This window comes from Collinsella sp. Sow4_E3 (genome assembly GCF_052116285.1).
GTDB lineage: Bacteria > Actinomycetota > Coriobacteriia > Coriobacteriales > Coriobacteriaceae > Collinsella.
This window is the reverse complement of record NZ_JBQKLJ010000011.1, coordinates 41,669-64,499: the sequence shown is the minus strand read 5'-3', so window position 1 is coordinate 64,499 and position 22,831 is coordinate 41,669. Positions and strand designations below refer to the sequence as shown.

Below are 22,831 nucleotides of genomic sequence, written 5' to 3'. Positions count from 1 at the left end.
TCTCTCGATGCTCCTTTGCCGCGTTTTAGTCATATAGATAGTCAAGGTAGCATAGCCCAGCCCTTGGGCGATTCCAACCAACACGAAATCCATCGAACAATCGTTCGGAGTTCGATGGGGATTTGTTTGCTCGCACAAAACCGAGTCGGTATTGTACGAGTAAGTTTGAATAGCGAACCGAAGTTGTAATGCCCGCATAGCGATGACGAATGAGCCGAGTCGGCGTCTCTCACAAAAGTAACTAGGAGCTAGCGGGGCCTATCCGAATTGACCTCATTGGCGGTATCGGCTTCGAGCGCCGTGCGGCGGGCGCTGTAGGCGACGAGGCCGGCGCCTGCCGCGGCGAGTGCTGCAGCGGCTGCCGTAAGGGGAGCGCATGTATCGCCCGTGCCCGCAAGCGCGCCCGCTTTTCCGGGGCGCTTGCTATTGTTGTGGTCCTTGCCGCTGCTGGAGCTGCTTCCGCCGGAGCCGCCGCCCTTGTCAGTACCGCCGCCACTCGAGCCGCCACCGTCGTCCGCCGTCATCGGTGCATCGTGAAGCCCCGTCGTATCCGCGCTGTCGCATACGCCGACCTGAACTTCTGAGCGTTCGCATGCCGCGTCGGGCACATGAAGCTCGTGCAGTACGGCACCCAGCGCCGAGTTTGCACCCGGTCGAATTTCCTCGAGCGTTACGGGATCGAGCGCCACCAGATTATGCGCCTTCGCATACAGCGTTACGCGTTTGCCCACTTCGTCGCTCCAGCTCTCGGGGATGGCAAAGCTCATGCGGAACTGTGCCGTGCAACCCGGTGCCAGCACGGCGTTGCCGTTGTCGGCTACCAGCGGGTGCGTTGCAAAACGTGCGCCCAGCGTCTCGAGCGCGTACTTCACGCGTGCCATGTCTTTGGCCGAAGCATCCTCGGCAATCTCTGGATCGTAGATCGAAACCATGCGTGCGTTCAGTCCGAATCCGATGGATGCGCTGGAGAACGGCTGGCTGGAGCCCTCTCGGTACAGATCGATCGTGCCGGCGGTCAGCAAGGTGTTGCCGTCGTTTCGCACCGTGACCATGAAGGATTCGCCTGCTGCTCCGGGTACCACCGCGCCCGAGGTAGCGACCGCGCCCGTCGGAGTGGCACACGCCACCAAGGGCACTTCGATGCCGTGCAGCTCTGCCTCGCTCTTCTCCGCGCTCACAATGTGCGTGGCGAGTGCGGAGAGCATGCCTCCCGACGTCAAAAATGTCGTTATCTGATCGACGGGATGGTCCAGCTCGCACATCACGAACGGCTCCGTGAACAGATCGCCTGCCAAGGTGCTGGCGAAGATGCGGAAGTGCTTGCCCATCACTGCTACCGGGTTGCCTTCTTCGTCGTAGGTTTGTCCCACCTTGCCATCGGTGTTCTCTACATAGAGCACGCACCTGCCGTTGTTGCTTACGCTAAACGATGCCGGGCCACAGCCTGCGGCACCCACGGGCTCCGTTGCAAATGCCGATGCGCCTCGCGTCCAAGTAATATGCTGCAGTTGCTCGTTGACGGTTGCCAAAAAGCCCGAATGTTGTGGCCATGGCACCGCATGAGGTACCGTGGCGTCTGGTGACATAACGTCCCAGCACGCAATGGACTGGCCGATCACGGCGTACGATGCGCAGCCGCAACCGTCTGCGGTCTCGTACGCAACGGACACCACCATTTTGCCGTTGATATTCTCGGGCTTGCCCAGCTCGATACTCGATGGTGCTTGCGGAAAGCGGAGGACCTGACGGAACGTGAGACTGTCGCCCAAATCATCCGACCACAAGGTAAAGCATTCCAGCACAACCTCGGCCTCGCTGCCGAGCGCCTTTTCTGCGGTGGTTCCGCGGCGGTGGAGGTAGGCACCCGACAGGCGCCCGTCGACGAGCGTCTTGCCCACCGTGATACGCGGGCACTGCAGACAATGGTAGCCATCCTCCTGAAGGCGGCCGCGCGAGATGCTGCGCCACGACGTATACGACACCACGCGAACTTCGCTATTACTTATGCGCAGGCGCACGACGGACAGTATGCCGGCTGTGCTTGCCGTATCGAAAAGGGTGTTGTCACCGGCGGGGCGCTCGCCCGAGATCAGCAGCACGTAGGCGTCCTGGTTTCCTCTTCCGTCCGTATATTCCACCACGTCGAAGTCGTAATCGAATATGCCGTCGCGCTCCACGTCGCCCTCGCCAAACCCAAGGGGAAAGTCCACGGGAGTGGGAGCGGACCACGTGCCGTTTGCCTTTGTGTGCACCACCAGGCGCGAGCGGCCATTGTCGCCGTAGCGCACCGAGGCGATACGGAACAGACATTCTACGCCGGCAATCATTGCCAGCTTCATGTGGGCTTCGCTGAGCACGCCAGCAAACAGCACGTTGTCGCTCGAGGGCTTGATGCCGCCACGCTCGTCCTCCGATACACCAGCAGAATTGGCGTTGGGGTCCGCAGCGGCGTCCTTCGCCTGCCCGATATAGGTGTACTCATACATCGGCGCGGCGTTTTCGTCGTTCTCTATCAGTGTATGGACGAAATGCTCGATCTGTCCCGTGTCGTCGCTTTCTGCATCCGCCTCGAGCTCAATGCTCGTGACCGCTTGATCCCAATCGCGCACGACAGGCGCGACGTTTACGGCAGTGGCCTTAACCTCGGCGCGTGCGAGCAGCTCGGCGTTGGTGACGATGGTGGCCGATGCGATAAATTGCGGCACGCCGCCTGCCTCGGCGTTGCCGGCCGTGCCGAAGCGGGCATCCAACGTGTAAGGCGTATCTCCACCCAATGCGAGCTCAGAGCGCTGGAGCACATACTGGTTGCCATTGTTCACCGACATATTCCACGAATCGAGGAGTGTGGGCCACGACCCCGACCAAGCCTTGGTGGTCCACTTGAACATTACGAACTGGAGTATCACATCGACATCGACGTCTGCACCTACGCGCAGTCGCGGAAGCTGGTGTCCATCTGCCTTCTCGTACCCAATGAACAGCGTGAGGGATGCGGCGCCGCGCACGGCAGACGAAGCGACGCCTGCAACGCCGGCGCCAAAGGTGACGGCAAGCCCGATCTGGATGGTGAACGAGCCCGAGGTGTTTGAATAGTCGAGCGAAATGTTTTTAAAAAACGCCGCGCCGCTGCCGTGCGTGTGGGCACCCACGGCGAGCGCCAGCTTCGCCAGCACCCAGGGGTTGACGTTTAGGAAAAACGGCACCGGTCCTAGGGTAAACTGCTCGGTCCAATTGAGGTCGGTTCTTACCTGGAAGAGGGCCTTAATATTGCCAAATGCGGGGTCGTTGTTGTCACCCCAGGTTTTGCCCACCCAGTCGTAGGCGAGCGATCCGTACAGCTGTGTGGCGATATCCATCGTAAAACGCGGCGTGCAGTGGTGACGAAGCAGCTTAGTGTTCCTTGGATCGGTGCCCGAACCGGCACTCATACTTTTGTACTGATTCCACTTCCCCTCCATCTCGTCGAGGTAGCGGTTTGCCTGCTTGGCGCCCGACTCGCGCGGTGACTTCTTCCAGTATTCCGGATCCGGATTGCCCGAATCGTTCATGTAGCCGACCGGTTTGTATCCTCCGCCAAACAGCACGTATCCGGCAAAAGAGAAATCGAACAAAATGGGGAACGAGGGCATCCAGCACGTGAACTTATTGCCGCCGATGCCGGGAAACGCCGCCGGGAAATCAAACGGAGTAATCTCTTGGTCCATGGTGGTGGGGACGATAGTGGTCGAGCCCGATTCTGCCTTTGCGGCCGGCGCGGTGACAACGGCCATGGGGGAGGAGAGTGTATAGGTCTTGCCCTGATAGTCGAGGACAAAGCGCAGCTTGCATCCTTCCTCCAGAAGGCCCGAAGCTGCATCGAGGAACGTGTCTTCGAGTGTGAACGTTGCCAGATTATCCGAACCCGATGCACTGGCCTTGACTTGGCCAATTTGCGTGACGGTTTCGGATGAGCTGCTCGTGGCGGGCATTACTTTGTTGATGCACAGCGTTGCCTGTCCACCCTGTGGCAGATGTGCCTGCACGGTAAAGGCGTGCGTGTCGGGTTGGTCGTTTCCGGCGTCGTCCTTCGGCAGTGCCATGAACGTGGCGTCGGCGTACTGGATGTCCCACTCGTCGAACGTAAGCTGGCGAAAGTACGGCTCACCGTCGGAAAGCGGACGTGTGGGCGCGGTAATGGCGGTGCCGCCCTGGATGCGCGTGAGGGGGATCTCGACATCACGGTAGCCCGCCATGCTGATGGAGATGCCACCGTTAAAGTCGTACGCGTCGAGAAGCGTTGCCTCGTCCACGTAGCCTTCCGAAAGCGGCGCGACCTCAAAGATGGCCGTGCCCTCGTCGTCGGTAGTGGCGGAGATCTGCTTGCCCGCGGCATAACGCGACGCGAGCGTGACCTGGGCTCCCTTGATGGGCATATTCTTGTTGGCGACGTCGACCACGACCACACCAAACATGGTGCGCGAGAGAACGAGCACCTTGAAGGGGTCTTCTTCGTCGGCATAGGCCTCGGTGGGGGCGAATGGCAGTATGAAGGCGTTTGCGCTGCTCGGCACGCGAGGCAGCATGATGCCTGCCAGCGAGGATGCTCCGGCGATAAGTAGCGAACGACGATCAAGCATTTTGGGCTCCCATCCCGCAAATATCGGAGGAAATAATCCTATTTTGCGAGAAGGTGCCCCGTGGCGGTAGTGCCGTTCAAGGGTCAAAATGTCCAAATTGATCGAGCGAAGCGCCGGGTTCCGGAGCGCGTTCGATGCGCTTGGCAGCCCGGTCGCTAACGCAACATATGCGCGACCAGCTCGGCGCGAGTTCCGATACCAAGCTTGGCATACACTCCTGATAGGCGGTTTTTAACAGTGCCCGGCGATACTTCCATGTGGCGTGCGATTTCGGCGTTGGTCCATCCGCGGCAGGCGAGCATGGCCATGGTGAACTCCGTGGTCGTTAAATCGTCGGCCACGTCCTCGCCCGAATCGGGGTTGTGGATGCGCCGCCAGCCGTAGCTGAATCGATACGTAATCTCGATGATGCGTGCGAAATCGTCAGGGTATTGCGCTTTTAGGCACGCCTCGATGAGCCCCTGTAAAAGGCCGTGGTGCGCGCCAATGAGCTCGATGAGGCCGTCGGGGCGCGCAATGTCCCAAGCGGCTCCGAAATGTGCCTTTGCGGCGTCGATGTCCTTGAGGCTCATGCATGCCATGGAAGCCGCCAGGTGCAGGAACAGTTCCGAGATGGGATAGCTTCCCTGTTTCATGATCAGGGCATTTTCCACCATGCCCAGGCTGCGGCCATATTCGCCGCGCAGATACAAGGCGTGCGCCATCACGTAGCTGGCGAACAGGCGCAGGCCTTCGGGCAAATGCGCCGCAAGCGGATAAAACTCTTCGGCGGAATACGGGGAAGGCAAGTGCAGCAGGACGCTCGCGGCCGAGGCGAACAGGGTGTGCACGGCGTGGACGGCAGGCGATTCCTCGTCGGCCGGCGTATCGAGGATGCCAGTAAGGCACCGGCGGGCATCGGCGATACGGTTGAGCGACAGACTGGCGTATCCGCAGATAAAGCATGCGGAATAGCGCAGTGCGGGGTCGGTGGCGTCAAGATAGGGGCGCGCCGTCTTGGCAGCGAGGGTGGCCTGTCCGCGAAAGTACAGCGCTTCTGCTGTGGCAATGGCGCGCGAATCGGGGTCGGAAATGCCTGCAACCGCAGCGTCAATCTGCCCCGGCACAAAGGCGGTGCACATCAACGGCATGGGAACGCAAGGGTAGCCATCGCAGTCCATCTTCCATCTCCCAACATCTGGCAACAATAGCAGCAATTGTACTCCTGTTACTCGGGACTGGAATTTGCGGGTATGGCATACGATTACGCAGAACGTATAAAGGAAGAGTCTATTGGCGATGCTGCCAAGGTGGCTACCGAAGCCTAGCTGAGCTCGCCAGTAGGAAAAATTGCCACCCCTGCAAAAAGCTTTGTCGCAGCGATGGGAAACACATCTTGTTCTGCATATAATGAGGTCATATGACGGTGCGTTTGCATACGTGTGACGCATTCCCATCGAACCGAAAAGGAGGCCCGCAAGGTTGGCGACGAGGTCAGCTTCCTCGCCCAGGGCACCATCTATCCCGACATCCTGGAGTCCCAGGATGGCGTGAAGGCCCACCACAACGTGGGTGGCCTGCCCGAGGACCTGCAGTTTGAGCTTTGCGAGCCCGTCAAGCTGCTGTACAAGGACGAGGTCCGCGTCGTGGGCCGCGTGTGCTACGACCTCACGCCCAAGCCCGTCGGCACCGTTGAGTGGGAGTAAGCTTTTTGGGCTGCTTTGATCATAGTTCCATGAATGGGGAGGCCTCGCGCGATTGCGCGGGGCCTTCTTTTTCGAAAAGGGCTGCCGTCGTGGTGTTGCCACTGTCCATCGTGCTTGCCATCGCCTCTGGTGTTGCTCCTGATCAGGGCTGGTTTGCGACGAGAACTAGCAGGGCTTGTTGGCGGCACGAGCGAAGCAGGTTGTTTCGCATTGAGCGCGCCGGGCAGAAGAAGGCCATAATGGAGTGCGCGCACAATTTGTTTTAGAGGAGGATGCCGCATGGCAAAAGACGAACAAACAGGCTGGATTGTTGAGATGCTCATGGCCAGTGTGTCGGTGGCGCCCGCGGCTCTTTTGGAAGAGGTTATGGCAGATGAGCGCTGCGTGGCTTTTGGCCCCATCCACCATTTTATTGTGGGCGCGGTGCTGCTTGCGTGCTGGCGCAACGCCGAAGCATCTGGGGAGCGAGATGCGATGCTCAAAGACGATCTTGCCGATTTGATGTCTCGTTCGGATTGCGTGCCGGGGGCAACGTGTGCCCGCTGGGGCATGTGCGGGGCAGCCGCGTCTGCGGGCATGGCATATGCAATCGTGCGCGGCAATGCGCCGCTGCGCAGTGAAGGCTGGCAGGAGGGGCAGTTAATGGTTTCGGAGCTGCTTGCCGCCATCGCGCGCTCGGGAAGCCCACGGTGCTGCAAGCGAGATGCGCGCGTGGCGATTCGTGAGGCCGTTTCGTTTTTTAACGCGCTCGGCGGACCACAGCTTAAAGCATGGGAGAAGACGCCAGCCTGCGATAGCTATGCGGCCAATACAGTGTGCATGGGCGAAAAGTGTCCGTATCATCCGTCCTTTATCATCCAATAGGGAATCGGGTGCCCCAATAAGGGTTGGGCAGATGTGACAAAGTGACAGTTCCTTTGTCACATTATCGGCGGTATGCGCGGGATGGTGCGCCACGCGGCGTGCCGTCCCGTTCGTTTTTTGGTGCGGTTTGTTACATTCCTCACTGGCGCCGGTAAAAAATGGGGATAGAGTAGGACAAACGCGTCGAATACGAACGGCGGGGGAGAGCGGGCAAGGTGCCTGCGCAGGAGAGGTTGCCGTCCATGCTGGAGCTCAAAGGAATTTGCAAAAGGTACGTTACGCAGTCGTTTACGCAGGTGGCGCTCGACAGCGTGAGCCTGTCTTTTCGGGATAACGAGTTCGTGGCCATTCTGGGGCCCTCGGGTTCGGGTAAGACCACGATGCTCAACGTTATCGGCGGACTCGACCACTTTGACTCGGGTGACCTGCTGATCGACGGTATTTCGACCAAGGACTTTCACGATCGCGATTGGGATGCCTATCGCAACAACCGCATCGGCTTTGTGTTCCAAAGCTATAACCTCATTCCACATCAGACCATTTTGGAAAACGTGGAGCTAGCGCTTGCGCTCACGGGCGTGGGGCACGCCGAGCGCCGCCAACGTGCGCGCAAGGCGCTCGAGGCCGTTGGTCTGGGCGAGCACGTGAACAAGCGCCCGAGTCAGCTTTCGGGTGGACAGATGCAGCGCGTGGCCATCGCCCGCGCCCTGATTAATGATCCCGAGATTGTGCTGGCAGACGAGCCGACTGGTGCCTTGGATTCCACAACGTCCGTGCAGGTCATGGACTTGCTCAAGGACGTCGCGCGCGACCGTCTGGTTATCATGGTCACGCATAATCCCGATCTGGCGTACGAGTACGCCACGCGCATCGTCAACCTGGCGGACGGCAAGATTACCGACGATTCTGATCCTTTCGATGTCGCTGACGCCACGCGTCGCGAGGCCAAGCCTACGCGCAAAACCTCGATGAGCTTTGTGACGGCGCTGGGGCTTTCTGCCCGAAACCTTATGACCAAGAAGGGCCGTACGGCCATGACGGCCTTTGCGGGCTCGATTGGCATTATTGGCATCGCGGCGATTTTGGCGCTGTCCAATGGCGTAAACGGCTACATCAAAAAGGTCGAGGAGGATACGCTTTCGAGCTACCCGCTTACCATTTCCAAGCAGGATTACGACCTGTCGTCCATGATGGGCGAACAGGGGGCCACGGATGACGATACGTCCAAGAACGAGGGTTCGTTCGACGACGGCACCGACGGCAAGGCTCAGGGAACCAAAAAGATTCCCGTGGTCACGGCCGTAAAGGATATGTTTGCAAGTGTTAAGTCCAACGATATGACGAGCTTTAAGGCATGGCTCGATGCCGGCGGCGACGGTATCGACAAAGAGGTCAACGCCATCCAGTACGGTTACGGCGTGACGCCGGTTGTCTATCGTGCCGGCAAGGGCGATGAGAAGCCTGTCCGGCTGGTGCCCAACGCTATGACCGAGGCCATGAGCGGTGGTGCGAGCTCGGCGGCAACGGTGAGCATGGACTCCATGGGGACCTCGGTCTTCAACGAGATGATCGACGATCAGAGTCTGCTCGACAGCCAGTACGATGTCGTCGCCGGCCATTGGCCTACGTCTGCTCACGAAGCCGTAATGGTGCTTTCGAGCCGTGGAACGGTTGGCGACTATACGCTTTACAGCATCGGTGCGCTGGATATCGATGAGCTCAACGACCTGGTGAACAGTGCCATGGCCGCCGACGGTAAGATTGAGACGCCTGAGAGCGGCGCCGACTTTACTTACGACGATGCGCTGTCCACGACGTTTAAGGTGTTGTCGCCGGCCGATGCTTATCGCAAAAACGAAGAGACCGGCATGTGGACTGACATGTCCGGCGACGCCGACTTTATGACGGCCAAGGTTGCCGACGGTATTGACGTGCACATTGTGGGCGTGGTGCGACCTAACGAGACGGCCAATGCGAGCGCGTTGTCTCCGGGCATTGCCTATACGCATGCGTTGACTCGCCAGCTTATGGAGCGCGCCGCCGATTCGCAGATCGTGCAAGAGCAACTTGCCCATCCCGAGACGGATGTCTTTACGGGCAAAACTTTCGACGAACTGCAAGGCGAGGCCAAGCAAGGCGTGGATCTGGGCAGTATGTTCAGCGTGGACGAGGCGGCGCTCAAGAGCGCGTTCTCGTTCGATGCGTCTGCACTCTCGGGTGCTGCCGGTGGCATGGATCTTTCGGGCATCGATTTGTCGGGCCTGGATATTGACCTTTCGGGCGTTGGCAAAGACATCGACTTAAGCGACATCATGGCCAAAGCGCCGACCCCCGATTTCTCGGGCATCTTTGACGGTCTGGAGCTCACGCCCGAGCAAATGCAACAGGTGGGAACGCTTGCCAACCAACTATTTGAGGGCTTTTTGCAGTCTGATCAGTTTAGGGCGCTGTCACCCGAAGATCTCAAAGACGCGTCAAAGCTTGCTGCCGCATTCTCGGCGTATCTCGAGAACGATGTTGTGGCGCAGCAGCGCCTGGCACAGCTCAAGGCGCTCGGCGGCGATGCCCTGGCCGAGCGCCTGCAACAGGCGATGACCGACTATGTCCAAAATCAGTTGGCTCCGTATCTGCAGCAGGCTATGGATCAGGTGATGAAGGCGATCAGCGAGCAGGTGGCAACAACCGTGTCGACCCAGCTTAAGGCCGGCGCGGCAGGGCTCATGGACCAGATGGTGACGCAGATGTCTTCGAGTTTTGCCAACCTGGCGAGCGCCATGCGCGTGGATGCGAGCGCCTTTGCTCGTGCCATCCACTTCAACATGGACGCCGAGGACCTGAGCTCGCTCATGATGAGCTATGCCAAGGCGTCGAAGCTCACCTACGACAACAATCTGACCACGTTGGGCTACGCGGATGAAGCGGATCCCATCTCGGTCAAGATTTTCCCGCGTGACTTTGAGGCCAAGGAGCGCGTACTTGACCATATCGATGCGTACAACAAGCAGGTCAAAGCCGCCGGCCACGACGAGCAGGCAATCTCGTACACCGACTACATGGGCATCATCATGGGCTCGGTGACTGATATCGTGAATACCATCAGCTTGGTGCTCATCGCGTTCGTGAGCATCAGCCTGGTCGTGAGCTCCATCATGATTGGCATCATCACCTACATCAGCGTGCTGGAGCGCAAAAAGGAGATTGGCATCCTGCGCGCGATCGGCGCGTCGAAGCGCAACGTGGCCAACGTATTCAATGCCGAGACCTTTATCGAGGGCCTCATTGCCGGTGTCTTTGCCATTGTCGTTGTGGTGCTCGTGAGTTTTCCGGTTAATGCCTGGGCGCTTGCTGCCAAACAGGTACCCAATCTGATGAGCCTGCCCGTGCAGGATGCGCTGGCGCTCATTGCAATTTCGGTGCTGCTGACGGTCGTTGCCGGCCTGCTGCCGGCCCGCAGTGCATCCAAAAAAGACCCCGTGGAAGCCCTGCGCTCCGAATAATGTGACAAAGGGACTGTCCCTTTGTCACATTGAGTGACATGTAAATCGAGGTCTAATACTTTTCCCGAGAAGTGAACGAGTCAAAATGGACCCCCGAAGCATCGACACTTTTGAGATGCAATTTCCTGCGGTTTTGCCAGCCAAATCCTGCGGGTTTGGCGTCTAAAAATGTCGATGCTTCGGGGGTTCAAATATAGCCGTTCACTTCTCGGGAAAAGTATTAGACCTTGAGATATAGACGGCGTTTGCGAGCGTCAATTAGAGCGTAAGTTGCTAGTCCTCCTTTGCGGAGAGCATGAGGCTAATTTCCGGATGGGTGTACTTGTCGAACTCTTCTTTGGGCTCGGTGTCAAAGGTGTAGTACGACTTGATAGATTCGTCCTCCGTCTTGATGCTGATTTCTTTATATAGGGATCCGGCTAAAAATGCCTGTTTAAATTTATCCGACAGGCTGCATGGCGTGAGGAGGCCCGGTGTGGCAACGGAAATGTCCAACCCGTTGAGCGGGGCGCAGAGTGTCGCGATATCCTGCTCGCTGCAGGCGAGGTTGTTTGCAAGGCTTGCCTCGGGGTCGATCTGACTGGTGTAATCGACGTCCGTGAGCATGCCATCTGCATCGAAAGAAAGGTAGACATAGGCTGCTTGAGCGCCGAGGTCAATATCACCCAGATAGCCGATAATGCGGTAGCCGTAGTCGTGATACGACTCGTATGGGTCGTCTGCCGCGACGCGTTTGCACACGGGCTCCAAGGCATCTTGCGCGGCGAGCATGCCGGCGACCTCCGCGGAGCGGTCTTTGTTGGTTTGGGCTACCGCAAGCCTGCTCTGTAGCTCCTTCCACTGTTTGACCTGCATTCCAAAGCGTGGCGCAAGAGCGCAATAGCAAAAGATGATGAGTTCGATTGCGGTGAGTGCAATGGCGGTATATATACCCGCGGGTTGGAATTCCTTTTGGTGGAACGCGATATCGTTGATCATTTGGAGCGGCAACATCAACAGGCATGCTACGAACGACATGACGAGTGCAGTCGCTGCGATCTTGGGGTATGTGCAGTACCGCTGGATGCGTTTCTTTTCTTGCTCGGTGAGCGGCTGCACGGGGCCTCGACACTCATCGTTTTTCGGGGGCGATGCGCATACGCTCTTGAGTATATGAGTGGAGGGTGTCTGTTGTTCAGACATGGCGGTCAGCAGCGTGCTGTTGGTGATCGACTGATCGCGAACGTCCTCTTTTGGACAAGGAAAAAGTGGCGAGTGAGGGAGCTGCTGTGGGGCGGCCCTGCTTGCTGTTTGCGGGCGCCATTCACCTTCGTTGCACAGGGATGGTCGGAGGGCTGGTTGGTGTCAAGCAACCGCCTCCGCCTTGTGGGCCGCCTCAAGGACAAGGCATAATGCATGTGACAAAGGGGCGGTTCCTTTGCCGCATTGATTTGAGAGTAGATGTTGATGATTCTATCGTTGGCCCCCATGGAGGGGATTACCGGGCATGTGTTCCGTCGCGTGCATGCGGAGTGCTTCGGTGCGCTCGACTGCTATTACACGCCGTTTTTGCCGCCGCCGCGGGTGGGCAACCGCTTTGGCGGCAAGGCGTTTAAGGAAATCGATCCGGCTAACAACCAAGGGCTTAACGTGGCGCCTCAGCTGATGTCCAAGAACGCGGATGAGTTTGTGTGGGCGGCGCGCGTGCTCGCCGACATGGGTTACCGCGAGGTTAATCTCAACCTTGGTTGCCCCTCGGGTACGGTTGTTGCCAAGGGTAAAGGATCGGGCTTCTTGCGCAACTTGGACGAGCTCGAGGTGTTCTTGAGTGACGTGTGCGAGCGATCGCCCTTGCCGGTGTCGGTAAAAACCAGGCTGGGGCTGGAGAGCGACGACGAATACGAGCGCGTGCTCGACCTGTACTGTCGCATGCCGCTGGCAGAGTTGATCGTGCATCCGCGCGTACAGAAGGATCGCTATACGGGCTCGCCGCGCAAAGGGTTTTATGGCGAGACGTTGGAGCGGGCACCGTTTCCGGTGGCATACAACGGCGATATTTTTGATCTTGAGGACATGGAGGCGCTGGTGGAGGCCTATCCCGGTACACGCCATGTGATGCTGGGGCGTGGCTTGCTTGCGAACCCCGCGCTGGCCCGCATGGTCAAGGGCGGCCCTGCTGCCACGGCAGCCGAACTGCAGCGCTTCCACGACACGCTGTTTGCGGCATATGCAGAAGAGATTGGCGGCAACGCGGTCTTTCGCATGAAGGAGTGGTGGTTCTACGCTAAATGCGCCTTCGCCGATCCTGCTACCGTTCACAAACTCGTACGCAAGACTAAAAAGGTCGACGAATACCGCGCCGCCGTCGAGCGCGTCTTTCGCGAGCAGCCACTTGCGCCCATAGCCCGCTTCCACGGTTAGCTAGTCATTGGGGACGTTCTTTAACGGCTAGTCATTTAAGAACGTCCCCAATGACTATGTTGCAAAAGCTGTACGTCAGCATCCAAAGATATCGAAAAATGTCGACTTTGGATGCTGGCGTACATGTTTGGATTCGGTGGGGGACTAGGCAATCATTGCGTCAAGGGTAATGAGTTCTCTGAGTCGCTCTGTGCGTGTTTGCCCATGGCGCTTTGCCTTCTCGTCAAACGCTTCAAGAACCGATTCACCCACACGTGCCGATAAAACAACGCTTGGCTCATCAGAGATCGACGGCCTTCCCAGCTTGATGGTGCGACCCTTCGGCCACTCATCTTTTTCGTATGCCTCCGCGGCTTTCTCCAACTCTCCGGGGGCAAATCCGATCATCTTTTCGAGTTGCTTAGCGTCCATAGCGCCTCCTATCGATCGATCCCGATTTCCCTGAGCACCTTGCGCGTAGGAGGGACAAGGGCGTGGTAAATGATATAGCCATCTCGATTGGAGCAATATCGAGCGATGAGCTCCATGAGACGGCTTCTTCCATCAAGTCCAACGAGAACGTAATCGATACCTCCGTTTTCAAGATCACGCCTGAACCATGCAAAAGCGGAGTTCCAGGCGCAGGTGATATCCGTCTCCGTCAGCCCGTGTTTGAGGGCGTGGGGGTGGATTGCGATGAGCTCCATAAGGGCCTCTCTTTTTGTATACAGTTTTGTAAACAAAAATGCAAGCAGTTAATAGGCTTAAGCGACTTGTTTTGATTGGACTTTTCGATGTAAAGCCGACATCGGAGGCTCCACTACTCCTTCGCTTTTTAGTTCGGTATGTGAACGTCCGTTGAACTCCCAGAGGGGAGCGTTTTCATAGATTATCGAGAGGAGCTTGGAGACTTCGGCTGTTTTCTTGCGTTCGTAAAACTCGGGCCGTACGACAATCAATAAGAAAGCTGCGTCTTCGGTAATTTGCTGTGCTGTCGGCATACCGTTGAGTCCAACGGAACGCAAAAGCTTTGTCATGATGAAATCGAACTCATCTTCTCTTGCATGGAGATCGGATGCCTTAATCTCAGGGTCTCTCAGGACGTACTGCTTGAGTCGTTCGACAGATCGACTGCACTTTATATGCCCGCAGATGACTTCGTCATAACTGAGCCTTTTGATTGGGAGACGTTCGTGACCGGCGAAGATGGCTGCCACTCTGATGCCAACGCGCCGTTCGCGCAGCGCGCGCATCTCACCGGTGTATTCGCTGCGTCGTTCATATTTTCGATAGGAGTATCCGTAGTCATCGTAGTAATAAGGGGCTTCATCGACAGCGTCATCGAGCTCAGGCGCTATGAGATAGAGTTTTCCATCTCTGGATATGACGCAGGGATTGTCGATTTGCCCCGATTCGTTCCTGATTTGCCAAATAGTTTCATTTATCTCAAATCTCGAGACTGGATTGGGGGCACAGGAGTTGTAGAGCTCAATAAGTTCATCGAGTGAAATGATTCCACAGGCATCTGTGTAGGCGCGGGCGAAGCGCCGTACTTCTTGATTTGATTCAAGCACACGGCGCTCCCAAGCATCCAAAACGTCCTGCGGACTTCGATAGCGGGCATGACGATCGATGCGCGATGCGCTCCAACGGTTATCAGCGGCAACGTTCATCAGATCCAAGCGCAGATCTTTGTCGGCGATGCGAGCGAGCGACTGATAGTGTTCTAGATCAAGCTCCGGTCGAAAACTCATGTCTTCCGGAACAGTTCGTGCGAGCTTTATGCAACGCTTGAGATAGGTCGGGCCCAGGCTTGGGCTAAAGTGCTGCTTGAGGTGGCAAGCGATGGGCGAGAGTAGGCCATTTAGATTGGAAATGGGGTATCCGGCAATCTCTTGCTCGAGACGGCGCCCGATGAGCAGAGCCCCTTCCGAAGAGGCCTCATGGTCGGTGCCTTTCTGGCCGAGGTGTTTGGCCTCGACAATCCTGCTGATATCCGAGCAGGTGTTTGAAATAATGTCGGGTGAAAGGGTTGGTATCTTTTTTGCCATAGCGATGCGCTCCTGTGTGACTCACGGAAAAGAAACAGTCTGATTGTGAGTGCCGTTCTTTGATGGCGACGGCGAACAGGAGCGCAGCCTGTCTGAGATGGGCGAGTGCGGTAACCACCGATCTTACTTACCGAGCTCGCTCCAGCGTGTCATTGGGGACCTCCGCAGGAGCTCTCGACCAGTCTCATGCCTTGGGATGAGTATAACACAGAGAGCAAACATATGTTCTATATATTTGAGAAACCGAAGCCCTACCCACTCATTTAAGAACGTCCCCAACGAGTACTCGCACGCTAGAGCAGGTTCTCCTGTACCCATGCGATGATGTCGCTCGATTCGTAGAGCGGCTTGCCGTCGATGAACAGACAGGGAACCTGGCGTTTTCCGCCGACGGCGATAAGCGTCTGCTCGGCATCGGGGTCGGTCGAGATGTTGCGCTCGGGAACGGTCACGCTGTTATCCGCCAAAAAGCGCCTGACCTTCATGCAATACGGGCAGCCGGTCATAACGTACAGCGTGAGCTCATGATTAGTAGCCATAGGTCTCCAATCGGTTGAGGTTTTGATTGAAATACCCAAAGCCGCCGCGGTCTATGCATGAGCTGACGACGACTCGATGGCCTGTACCAGAAACGCCGTGGCTCCGGTGCCGCAGGGCTTGTCGTAGTAGTCGATAAAGCGCTGGTCAGCAAGATAGCCGTGGGCGAGGCCCAGGTATGCTTCGTCTTGGGGCTTGTGCCCCCAGTTAAGGCCAATCCATCGACGGTGCATCGCGACAAGTTTGCGGGCCTCGCTTCCATCCGCATCGCCGTCGCCCATGGCAATCGAAAGCTGACCCAGAATAGCGCGTTCAAGTTCCTTCATGTCGTTCCATGTCTCGGGGTCCATGTCCAGCAGTGCTTCGTTTGCTGCGTCGATCGCCTCGTCGCCATAGCGCGCCCGCGCCTCGGCACCGTAGCGCTCCTCGTTTTCTTGCACGGAGCGCCAGCGCTCTAGTTGTGGCAGGACGGCGCCCATGAGCGAGACGGCTTCGTCGAGCGACATGCCGGTGTTTTGCGCCAGCCGCGGGGCACAATCCTCGATCATCGCCTCCATGGTGGTGTCGTAGGTGTACTGGCCGTGGTCGTAGCACCACTTGCAGTAATGGTCGGTCGTGGCGCCCACAGCATCGGTGCCGCAGTCGTCGGGTGTGAGTATCATGCCGCAGCTCTGGCAATAGTGCTCGGGCATTTCGAGCAGGTGGGACAGCGGTTCTCCGGTTACGGCGGCAATGAGCTTCATCATGTCGATGCCCGGGGTGACTTCGCCGCGTTCCCAACGGCTGACGGCTTGGCGTGTGACGAAGAGCTTGGCGGCGAGCTGCTCTTGGGTAAGGTGATGGGCGCGGCGAATGGCAATGAGCTTTTCTGCAAAGGCCATAGCGACTCCTTTCTGCTGGTTGATGGCTTAAGCATACGCGGCGGCCAGCTTCCTTCCAAGCAACCGTTGGTTGCACGACGGGAGACCGCGGCGAAGAATTGCGCGCTGCACCCCACACCTCCATGCCGTACAATGACCGGCATGGAACCTATCGCACACATACATACCGACCTGCCGCAGAAGTTCGGCATTCCGCGCAACAGCTTTTTGGCGCCCCATCTGCAGGGACGCATCGTCTTTGAGCCGGAATTTGCCTCCAACGCAGCAGTTGAGGGTCTGGACTCCTTCTCTCACCTATGGCTGCTGTGGCGCTTCGAAAACGGAACGCCCGGCGGCGCGGCTAAGGATATAGCTGCCGATGCCAAGACGCAGGACAGGTCCGGCACCAACGTCAAGTGGTCGAAGACTGTGCGCCCGCCGCGTCTGGGCGGAGCCGAGCGCGTGGGCGTGTATGCCACACGCAGCCCGTTTCGCCCCAATCCCATCGGTCTTACCTGCGTCAAGCTCAGCCGCGTTGAGCGCACCGACGACGGCCCCATCATCCATGTACTGGGGGCCGACCTTCGTGACGGCACGCCCATCTACGACATTAAGCCCTACATCCCGTTTGCGGACTGCCACCCGGATGCGACCGGCGGCTGGATTGAGGGTGCTCCGTGGCAAGAGCTCGATGTTGAGTTCCCGCAAGCGCTTCAAGACATGGTCCCGCCCGCAAAGCTCCCCGGCCTGGTCGAGGTTCTTCGCCAAGATCCGCGCCGCGCGGGCAGCAAGCACGAGCCAAACCGCGTTTACCACTTGGCTTACGCCGGACTCGACATATCGTTTACGGTTGACGGGGCCAGGTTGACGGTAACCGCCATCAACGACGCGCGAGACTAGCCAGCCATTCGTCAGCACCCGTCAAATTAAGCGCCAAACCCCATCCCAAAATCGCCTACGCTGGTGGACAATAACGCCTACCGAATCATTCCGCTCTGCACGGGGGCTCAGCATGAAATACGACTTCACTTAATCATCGACCGCCACGGCATGGACTCCATCGCCGTTGACTCTTGGGGTGAGATCCCCGGTATGGCTCCGAACGCACCCGACGAGGGCTTCGACCGCATTCCCATGTGGGTGGCGGACATGAACTTCGCCACGGTGCCCACGGTCCAGGAGCACATCATTCAGCGCGCCCAGCACCCCATGTTTGGTTACTTCAATCCGCGTTCCGAGTACTTCGACCGCATCATCGAATGGCAGAGCCGCCGTAATGGCGTCGAGGGCCTGGCGCCTGAGCATATCGGCTACGAAAACGGCGTGCTGGGCGGTGTCGTGTCGACACTGCGCGCGTATGTCCAGCCGGGCGATGCGGTGTTGGTCCACAGCCCCACCTACATCGGCTTCACCAAGTCCATCGAGGCCGCGGGCTATCGCATTGTCCACAGCCCGCTTCAGCTCGACGACCAGAGCGTGTGGCGCATGGACTTTGAGGACATGGAGCGCAAACTCGCCCAAAATCACATCCATGCCGCAGTGTTCTGCTCACCGCACAATCCCTGCGGCCGCGTATGGGAGCGCGACGAGATCGAGCGCGCCATGGACATTTATCGCGAGCACGATTGCGTGGTGATCTCGGACGAGATTTGGTCCGATATCATTCTGCCGGGACACAAGCACATCCCGACGCAGTCGGTGAGCGAGGATGCCCGCATGCGCACGGTTGCCCTCTATGCGCCGAGCAAGACGTTTAACCTGGCGGGTCTGGTCGGCAGCTACCACATTGTCTACAACGAGACGCTGCGCGACCGCATGTGCGCTGTGTCTAACAAGACCCATTACAACGAGATGAATGTCCTTTCGATGCATGCGCTTATCGGTGCCTACCAACCGCAGGGCTACGAGTGGGTGGACGAACTCAACCAGGTGCTTGCCGACAATATCGAGTACTTCTGCGATTACGTGGACGAGCATTTTGAGGGCGTGTCCTATTCGCGTCCGCAGGGCACGTACATGGTGTTTCTGGACTGCACCGAGTGGTGCCGCGAGCATGGCCGCGATATTCAGTGGTTGCTCGACGAGGGGGCACGCGTGGGCGTGGGGTATCAGGATGGACGTCCGTTCCATGGCCCCTGCCACATTCGCGTGAATCTGGCGCTGCCGCTTTCGCGCGTAAGGGAAGCGTGCGACCGCCTAGACCGTTACGTTTTTGGGGTATAGGGGTCGCACGATTCGGGTACTGCGGCTTGCGCCCGTGTCGTCAACGTGCGTGGGCGCATAGGGCGCAGAGGGTTGCGAGCGCGTTTTCCACGTTTGCTACTTTTCTTGAATTTGCTTGCCGCAAAGGTGTTCAACCGTAATTTCATACAGCTGGACGACCCTGATACTTTGCTTAATCTCCTCTTCGACCTCTTCGGCAGAAGGATAGTACTTGAGGGCAAACTGTCGGACTTTGTCTTCGACAAACGCCGGGTCATCGTTCACGAGGCGGCAACGGCCAAAAACCACAGTGCTTTGAACATAGGGTGCCCAGTCGTCGTCTTTGTACCAATCGTTGCCATAGACGGTAAAGCAGACTTTGTCGCTGCGTTTGAGTGCATCGACCTTATGCCCCGCCTTGGCTCCATGAAAGTAAATTTTGTCGTGCTCGGGGTCAAAGTAGTAGTTAACGGGAATGGCGTAAGGATAGCCGTCGTCTCCGTTGACGGCAAAAATGCCGCGTTTGCAATTAACAAGCAGCTCTCGTGCCTCTTGATCGGTGATAGCACGCTTCTTTCTACGAAGAGGTCTAAACATCGTGGGTTTCCTTTCTTTCCGCGTGTTGCGTGCACGGCGGTGGGTGGTATGTCTATATCAAGATACTAGTTCAGGCTGCGAGGCCGACGGGAACATCCTATTTGTCGCAGATTGAAACGCACTTTTTTGTTGTGGAAGGATTGTCCCTTACAACTCGTCGTCTAGGGGCATTCTCGATGGCTGGTTCCGTTTGCGGGGGAGGCGTGGGACAATACCGACCAAAAGCGATTGCTTGTCCTGAAAAAAGGGGGTCTCGATGAAAAAGCTGAGGACGCTGGCCGATGTGTTGCGTCAAGCCGGTTTCGTGCGCATCACGGGCCTTTTTCTCGTCTTTTATCTTCTGTGTTCAATGGCTGTTTGGCTCTCTGAGCCAACAACTCTTACGTTTGGCGATGGCCTTTGGTTTAGCTTTGAAACCGTATCGACGATCGGCTTTGGCGACATTCCGGCCGAAACGCCGGTCGCCCGTGTCATCACGGTCGTCCTGAGCGTTATCAGCATTTTTTACATTGCCATGCTCACGGGCGTGGCGGTGAGCTACTGCAATATGCTCATCAAGATGCATCAAAAGGACACTATGGCGCGCTTTATGGATGATCTTGAGCATTTGGAAGAGCTCGATCGTGACGAGCTCGCCGATCTGTCGCGCCGCGTGCGCGAATATCGCCGGCGCCAGCGCTAAAACGGGCGCCGCGCGTCACGATGAGGGGGACTGAATTTGAATATCACCGTGTATCTGGGTGCCAGTATCGGCAATGACCCGGCGTTTCTGCCTGCGGTGCAGGAGCTGGGCAACTGGATTGGCGCCAACGGGCACGCGCTCGTGTACGGCGGATCCAAATCGGGCCTGATGGGCGCGCTCGCCGATAGCGTGCTTAATGCCGGCGGGCACGTGACGGGTGTGGAGCCGAGCTTTTTTATCGAGGCCGAGTTTCAACATGACGGTATCGACGACCTCATCGTGACGAGCGATATGGCGGAGCGTAAGGCAAAGATGATCGAGCTCGGCGATGCGTTCATTGCCTTTCCCGGTGGGACGGGCACGCTCGAGGAGATTGCCGAGGTTATGTCCGCGGTGTCGTTGGGGCACCTGAGTGCTCCGTGCATCCTGTATAACCTGGACGGTTACTACAACGACCTCGAGGCGCTGCTCGGACACATGATTGATAAGGGCTTATCAAGCCCACGGCGCCAGCAAGGCATTTACTTTGCCGAGGATCTGTACGAAATCGCATCAATTATCAACGGATAAGCCTTGAGCCTGTCCCGCTGTGGTCCCCGGTGGCTCCGTTTGCAGCGCAGACGGTTGGCTTGTCTGGGCCACACTCGTTCTACAATAAAACGTATCTATGTCGACTTTGACCGCGGGAGGACCCGATGGATAAGCTCGCTAAACCTACAAACCGCGCGCTGTTTTTAGTTAGCGTTGCCGTGACCGGTGCGTTCGCAGGTGCCGCGGTCTGGCTGTTCTTTTTTGTGATGGAGCACGGCATCGACTATCTATGGACCGAGATTCCGCACGCACTGGGCGTCGCTTCGCCCGAGCTCGCCAGCGGCCCGTTTGGCTTTCTGCCGTACCCGTTTTTTGTCTGCCTGCTGGGCGGCCTGTTAATCGGTCTGTACGAAAAGATGACAGACACCAAGACCGATAACCTCAATCAGGTGATGGCTAAGGTCAAGCAAGATGGGCGCTACCCGTACGACAATCTGGGCAAGCTTTCGCTTGCGGCATTGCTGCCGCTGCTGTTTGGCGGAAGTATTGGACCGGAGGCCGGCCTGACCGGCGTTATCGCGGGCCTGTGCAGCTGGGTCGGCGACCGCATGCGTCGCTTTGGCGCCGAGTTTAGGGAGCTCACGCTGCTAGGTACCCAGGCTGCCCTGACGGCGCTCTTTACCGCGCCTGTCTTTGGCTTTGTGGCGCCGCTCGCCGGTAGCGCCGACGGCCAGGGCGAAGATGCCGACGATGAGTCCGCGTCCGACGAGATCACCATCAAGCTGCCCAAGGCGCAAAAGACCGTGGTCTACGGCATTGCGATTGCCGGCGGTCTGGGCACTTACCTGTTGCTTGGCCAGCTCGTGGGCGGCGGCATGGGCATGCCCAGGTTCGAGTCCGCCGAGGTGGGCAACCTGGAGCTTGCCTGGCTCATTCCGCTGGCGTTGCTCGGCACCGTTTGCGGTTGGCTGTACTTTGTCTCCGAGCATGCAAGCGAGGCGCTGTCCCATGCAATAGGGGAGCGTCCTGTCGTCAAAGCCATGCTGGCCGGCCTGGCGCTCGCCATCTGTGGCACGCTCCTGCCCTACACCATGTTTGCCGGCGAGACCCAGGCCGATGTGCTCATGGAAACCTATCTGACCATTCCCGCCGGCATGCTTATCGCGACCGGTCTTGTCAAGGCCATGCTGACCCCTGCCCTCATCAATATGGGCTGGCGTGGCGGTCACTTCTTCCCGGTTATCTTCTCGGGCGTAAGCCTGGGCTATGGCCTTGCCATCCTCACCGGCGCCGATCCGGTCTTTTGCGTCGCCGTCTGCACGGCATCGACGATGGGCGCCGTCATGCGCCAACCCGTTATGGTCGTGGGCCTGCTGCTCATGTGCTTCCCGCTCAAGGGCATCGTCTGCATGATCATCGCCGCAGCCATCGCCGCCGGCATTCCACTGCCCAAGCCGCTGCGCAAGTAGCATATTGCGCTTTGCGTTTGTTCAGAACTCGTTTTGAAGAAGCCGCGCGAGGCCATTTGTTTACGGCCTCGCGCGGCTAATGTTTAGAGCTTTCTCAGCACAATGGCGATGGTGTTGAGGTATTCGAGCGCACCGGCTTCAACGGCAGCGCGGTCGCCTGCTGCGTACTCGTTGTCGCAGGCGAGCCAGTCTTTCCATGCTTCGTCCGTGCAGAGCATAGGCTGCATCGAGACAATCTCGACGCCGGGGGTCGGCTCGATCATGGCGCGCCACCAGGCTATGTCGTGCATATAGTCGAGCTGCTCGGGTGTCCAGGATTTGAGCAGGCAAACGGGCAGGTTGTCGTGGCAGTCGCGAACCATGCCGGGGATGCTTAAGTAGAGCATCCCACCTTGCTTTACGTAGGGGAGTAGGCGCTCACCCAGATAGTGTGGGTCACGGCCGTAGTAGTTGTACGAGTCGATACTTACGACCGCATCAAAATAGTCGTGCTCAAACGGCAGCCCCTGCGAGGCGTCTGCCTTAACAGGGTGAATCGTGTCGCGCGAGATACCGAGCGAATCGAAGAACGCACGGTTTTCGACGGGGTCGCTCCACAGATCGACAGCGTAGGTGTCAAACCCGTATTCGCGGGCGAGTAGGGCGCTGGTGATACCGGTGCCCGATCCAAGGTCGCAGACGCGGACGCCGCAGGGGATATGCACATCGCGAAGCAGCTCTTCGCAGAGCTTGAGGGGATTGGGGCCCATAATCTTAGAGCGTACGAGTGTCGCGCCGAAGCTAGTTGCTTTTGGGAAGGATTGAGATTCCTGGGTTTGCATTGTTCTTTCCTATCAGGTGCAAAAATGGCAGATGACGGAG

At 58.0% G+C, this 22,831-nt stretch carries 19 protein-coding genes; 9 read left to right on the top strand and 10 right to left on the bottom strand.

Features of this window, described 5'->3' with window-relative positions; genetic code table 11:
* Positions 1 to 248: 248 nt before the first annotated feature.
* Together ACTQ48_RS07620 and ACTQ48_RS07615 are read right to left on the bottom strand one after the other, a co-directional pair.
* The gene (locus ACTQ48_RS07620; protein ID WP_441570511.1) at positions 249 to 4,616 is read right to left on the bottom strand and encodes a hypothetical protein; all 4,368 of its coding nucleotides are present in this window, start codon (positions 4,614 to 4,616) and stop codon (positions 249 to 251) included.
* Between the two features lie 155 nt (positions 4,617 to 4,771).
* On the bottom strand, positions 4,772 to 5,776 hold the full coding sequence (locus tag ACTQ48_RS07615) for a helix-turn-helix transcriptional regulator (RefSeq protein ID WP_441570510.1): 1,005 nt from the start codon (positions 5,774 to 5,776) through the stop codon (positions 4,772 to 4,774).
* Between the two features lie 261 nt (positions 5,777 to 6,037).
* On the opposite strand from ACTQ48_RS07615, the gene ACTQ48_RS07610 reads away from it, so the two are divergent.
* The 3 genes from ACTQ48_RS07610 (at position 6,038) to ACTQ48_RS07600 (ending at position 10,662) form a co-directional block, all read left to right on the top strand.
* Complete coding sequence (locus tag ACTQ48_RS07610) at positions 6,038 to 6,301, top strand: GMP synthase (glutamine-hydrolyzing) (RefSeq protein WP_441570509.1); 264 nt, start codon at positions 6,038 to 6,040, stop codon at positions 6,299 to 6,301.
* 279 nt (positions 6,302 to 6,580) lie between these two features.
* Entirely contained in the window at positions 6,581 to 7,165 is a 585-nt protein-coding gene (locus ACTQ48_RS07605) for a DUF5714 domain-containing protein (RefSeq protein ID WP_441056330.1), read from the top strand.
* A gap of 242 nt (positions 7,166 to 7,407) precedes the next feature.
* Entirely contained in the window at positions 7,408 to 10,662 is a 3,255-nt protein-coding gene (locus ACTQ48_RS07600; protein WP_441570508.1) for an ABC transporter ATP-binding protein/permease, read from the top strand.
* A 273-nt stretch (positions 10,663 to 10,935) separates the two neighbouring features.
* Here the strand turns inward: ACTQ48_RS07600 and ACTQ48_RS07595 are convergent, their stop codons facing one another.
* A complete protein-coding gene (locus tag ACTQ48_RS07595; protein ID WP_441570507.1) occupies positions 10,936 to 11,760 on the bottom strand; it encodes a hypothetical protein in 825 nt (274 codons plus the stop codon).
* Positions 11,761 to 12,108: 348 nt separating this feature from the next.
* Here ACTQ48_RS07595 and ACTQ48_RS07590 point away from each other — a divergent pair, with 348 nt between their 5' ends.
* Positions 12,109 to 13,062: a tRNA dihydrouridine synthase gene (locus ACTQ48_RS07590; RefSeq protein WP_441570506.1), complete on the top strand. Its 954-nt coding sequence runs from the start codon at positions 12,109 to 12,111 to the stop codon at positions 13,060 to 13,062.
* A 144-nt stretch (positions 13,063 to 13,206) separates the two neighbouring features.
* Here the strand turns inward: ACTQ48_RS07590 and ACTQ48_RS07585 are convergent, their stop codons facing one another.
* The 5 genes from ACTQ48_RS07585 to ACTQ48_RS07565 form a co-directional block, all read right to left on the bottom strand.
* The gene (locus tag ACTQ48_RS07585; RefSeq protein ID WP_154516940.1) at positions 13,207 to 13,473 is read right to left on the bottom strand and encodes a ribbon-helix-helix protein, CopG family; all 267 of its coding nucleotides are present in this window, start codon (positions 13,471 to 13,473) and stop codon (positions 13,207 to 13,209) included.
* 8 nt (positions 13,474 to 13,481) lie between these two features.
* A complete protein-coding gene (locus ACTQ48_RS07580; protein ID WP_154516943.1) occupies positions 13,482 to 13,748 on the bottom strand; it encodes a hypothetical protein in 267 nt (88 codons plus the stop codon).
* Positions 13,749 to 13,805: 57 nt separating this feature from the next.
* Entirely contained in the window at positions 13,806 to 15,092 is a 1,287-nt protein-coding gene (locus tag ACTQ48_RS07575) for a hypothetical protein (protein WP_441016494.1), read from the bottom strand.
* Between the two features lie 293 nt (positions 15,093 to 15,385).
* A complete protein-coding gene (locus ACTQ48_RS07570; protein WP_441570505.1) occupies positions 15,386 to 15,631 on the bottom strand; it encodes a glutaredoxin family protein in 246 nt (81 codons plus the stop codon).
* Positions 15,632 to 15,682: 51 nt separating this feature from the next.
* Entirely contained in the window at positions 15,683 to 16,510 is an 828-nt protein-coding gene (locus ACTQ48_RS07565) for a TipAS antibiotic-recognition domain-containing protein (RefSeq protein WP_427794277.1), read from the bottom strand.
* 141 nt (positions 16,511 to 16,651) lie between these two features.
* Here ACTQ48_RS07565 and tsaA point away from each other — a divergent pair, with 141 nt between their 5' ends.
* Together tsaA and ACTQ48_RS07555 are read left to right on the top strand one after the other, a co-directional pair.
* Entirely contained in the window at positions 16,652 to 17,389 is a 738-nt protein-coding gene (gene tsaA / locus ACTQ48_RS07560; RefSeq protein WP_441570504.1) for a tRNA (N6-threonylcarbamoyladenosine(37)-N6)-methyltransferase TrmO, read from the top strand.
* Positions 17,390 to 17,581: 192 nt separating this feature from the next.
* A complete protein-coding gene (locus ACTQ48_RS07555) occupies positions 17,582 to 18,712 on the top strand; it encodes a MalY/PatB family protein (protein WP_441570503.1) in 1,131 nt (376 codons plus the stop codon).
* A 96-nt stretch (positions 18,713 to 18,808) separates the two neighbouring features.
* On the opposite strand, the gene ACTQ48_RS07550 is transcribed toward ACTQ48_RS07555, so the two are convergent.
* Positions 18,809 to 19,288 (bottom strand): pyridoxamine 5'-phosphate oxidase family protein, encoded by a 480-nt coding sequence (locus ACTQ48_RS07550; protein WP_441570502.1) that lies wholly within the window; start codon positions 19,286 to 19,288, stop codon positions 18,809 to 18,811.
* Positions 19,289 to 19,544: 256 nt separating this feature from the next.
* Here ACTQ48_RS07550 and ACTQ48_RS07545 point away from each other — a divergent pair, with 256 nt between their 5' ends.
* The 3 genes from ACTQ48_RS07545 (at position 19,545) to ACTQ48_RS07535 (ending at position 21,970) form a co-directional block, all read left to right on the top strand.
* Entirely contained in the window at positions 19,545 to 19,970 is a 426-nt protein-coding gene (locus ACTQ48_RS07545) for a potassium channel family protein (RefSeq protein ID WP_154516963.1), read from the top strand.
* A 36-nt stretch (positions 19,971 to 20,006) separates the two neighbouring features.
* Complete coding sequence (locus ACTQ48_RS07540) at positions 20,007 to 20,540, top strand: TIGR00730 family Rossman fold protein (RefSeq protein WP_441570501.1); 534 nt, start codon at positions 20,007 to 20,009, stop codon at positions 20,538 to 20,540.
* Between the two features lie 125 nt (positions 20,541 to 20,665).
* Positions 20,666 to 21,970, top strand: coding sequence for a chloride channel protein (locus ACTQ48_RS07535; protein ID WP_441570500.1), 1,305 nt, complete (start codon positions 20,666 to 20,668; stop codon positions 21,968 to 21,970).
* 83 nt (positions 21,971 to 22,053) lie between these two features.
* On the opposite strand, the gene ACTQ48_RS07530 is transcribed toward ACTQ48_RS07535, so the two are convergent.
* Entirely contained in the window at positions 22,054 to 22,791 is a 738-nt protein-coding gene (locus ACTQ48_RS07530; RefSeq protein ID WP_427747524.1) for an SAM-dependent methyltransferase, read from the bottom strand.
* Positions 22,792 to 22,831: the final 40 nt, after the last annotated feature.

Excerpts from the sequence above, each read along its gene's own strand:
- ACTQ48_RS07600 (WP_441570508.1), top strand. The coding sequence starts at position 7,408 with ATGCTGGAGCTCAAAGGAATTTGCAAAAGGTACGTTACGCAGTCGTTT.
- ACTQ48_RS07550 (WP_441570502.1), bottom strand. The coding sequence starts at position 19,288 with ATGTTTAGACCTCTTCGTAGAAAGAAGCGTGCTATCACCGATCAAGAG.
- ACTQ48_RS07570 (WP_441570505.1), bottom strand. The coding sequence starts at position 15,631 with ATGGCTACTAATCATGAGCTCACGCTGTACGTTATGACCGGCTGCCCG.
- ACTQ48_RS07585 (WP_154516940.1), bottom strand. The coding sequence starts at position 13,473 with ATGGACGCTAAGCAACTCGAAAAGATGATCGGATTTGCCCCCGGAGAG.
- ACTQ48_RS07565 (WP_427794277.1), bottom strand. The coding sequence starts at position 16,510 with ATGGCCTTTGCAGAAAAGCTCATTGCCATTCGCCGCGCCCATCACCTT.
- ACTQ48_RS07605 (WP_441056330.1), top strand. The coding sequence starts at position 6,581 with ATGGCAAAAGACGAACAAACAGGCTGGATTGTTGAGATGCTCATGGCC.
- ACTQ48_RS07590 (WP_441570506.1), top strand. The coding sequence starts at position 12,109 with ATGATTCTATCGTTGGCCCCCATGGAGGGGATTACCGGGCATGTGTTC.
- ACTQ48_RS07620 (WP_441570511.1), bottom strand. The coding sequence starts at position 4,616 with ATGCTTGATCGTCGTTCGCTACTTATCGCCGGAGCATCCTCGCTGGCA.
- ACTQ48_RS07530 (WP_427747524.1), bottom strand. The coding sequence starts at position 22,791 with ATGCAAACCCAGGAATCTCAATCCTTCCCAAAAGCAACTAGCTTCGGC.
- ACTQ48_RS07545 (WP_154516963.1), top strand. The coding sequence starts at position 19,545 with ATGAAAAAGCTGAGGACGCTGGCCGATGTGTTGCGTCAAGCCGGTTTC.
- ACTQ48_RS07555 (WP_441570503.1), top strand. The coding sequence starts at position 17,582 with ATGGCTCCGAACGCACCCGACGAGGGCTTCGACCGCATTCCCATGTGG.
- tsaA (WP_441570504.1), top strand. The coding sequence starts at position 16,652 with ATGGAACCTATCGCACACATACATACCGACCTGCCGCAGAAGTTCGGC.
- ACTQ48_RS07535 (WP_441570500.1), top strand. The coding sequence starts at position 20,666 with ATGGATAAGCTCGCTAAACCTACAAACCGCGCGCTGTTTTTAGTTAGC.
- ACTQ48_RS07580 (WP_154516943.1), bottom strand. The coding sequence starts at position 13,748 with ATGGAGCTCATCGCAATCCACCCCCACGCCCTCAAACACGGGCTGACG.
- ACTQ48_RS07575 (WP_441016494.1), bottom strand. The coding sequence starts at position 15,092 with ATGGCAAAAAAGATACCAACCCTTTCACCCGACATTATTTCAAACACC.
- ACTQ48_RS07615 (WP_441570510.1), bottom strand. The coding sequence starts at position 5,776 with ATGGACTGCGATGGCTACCCTTGCGTTCCCATGCCGTTGATGTGCACC.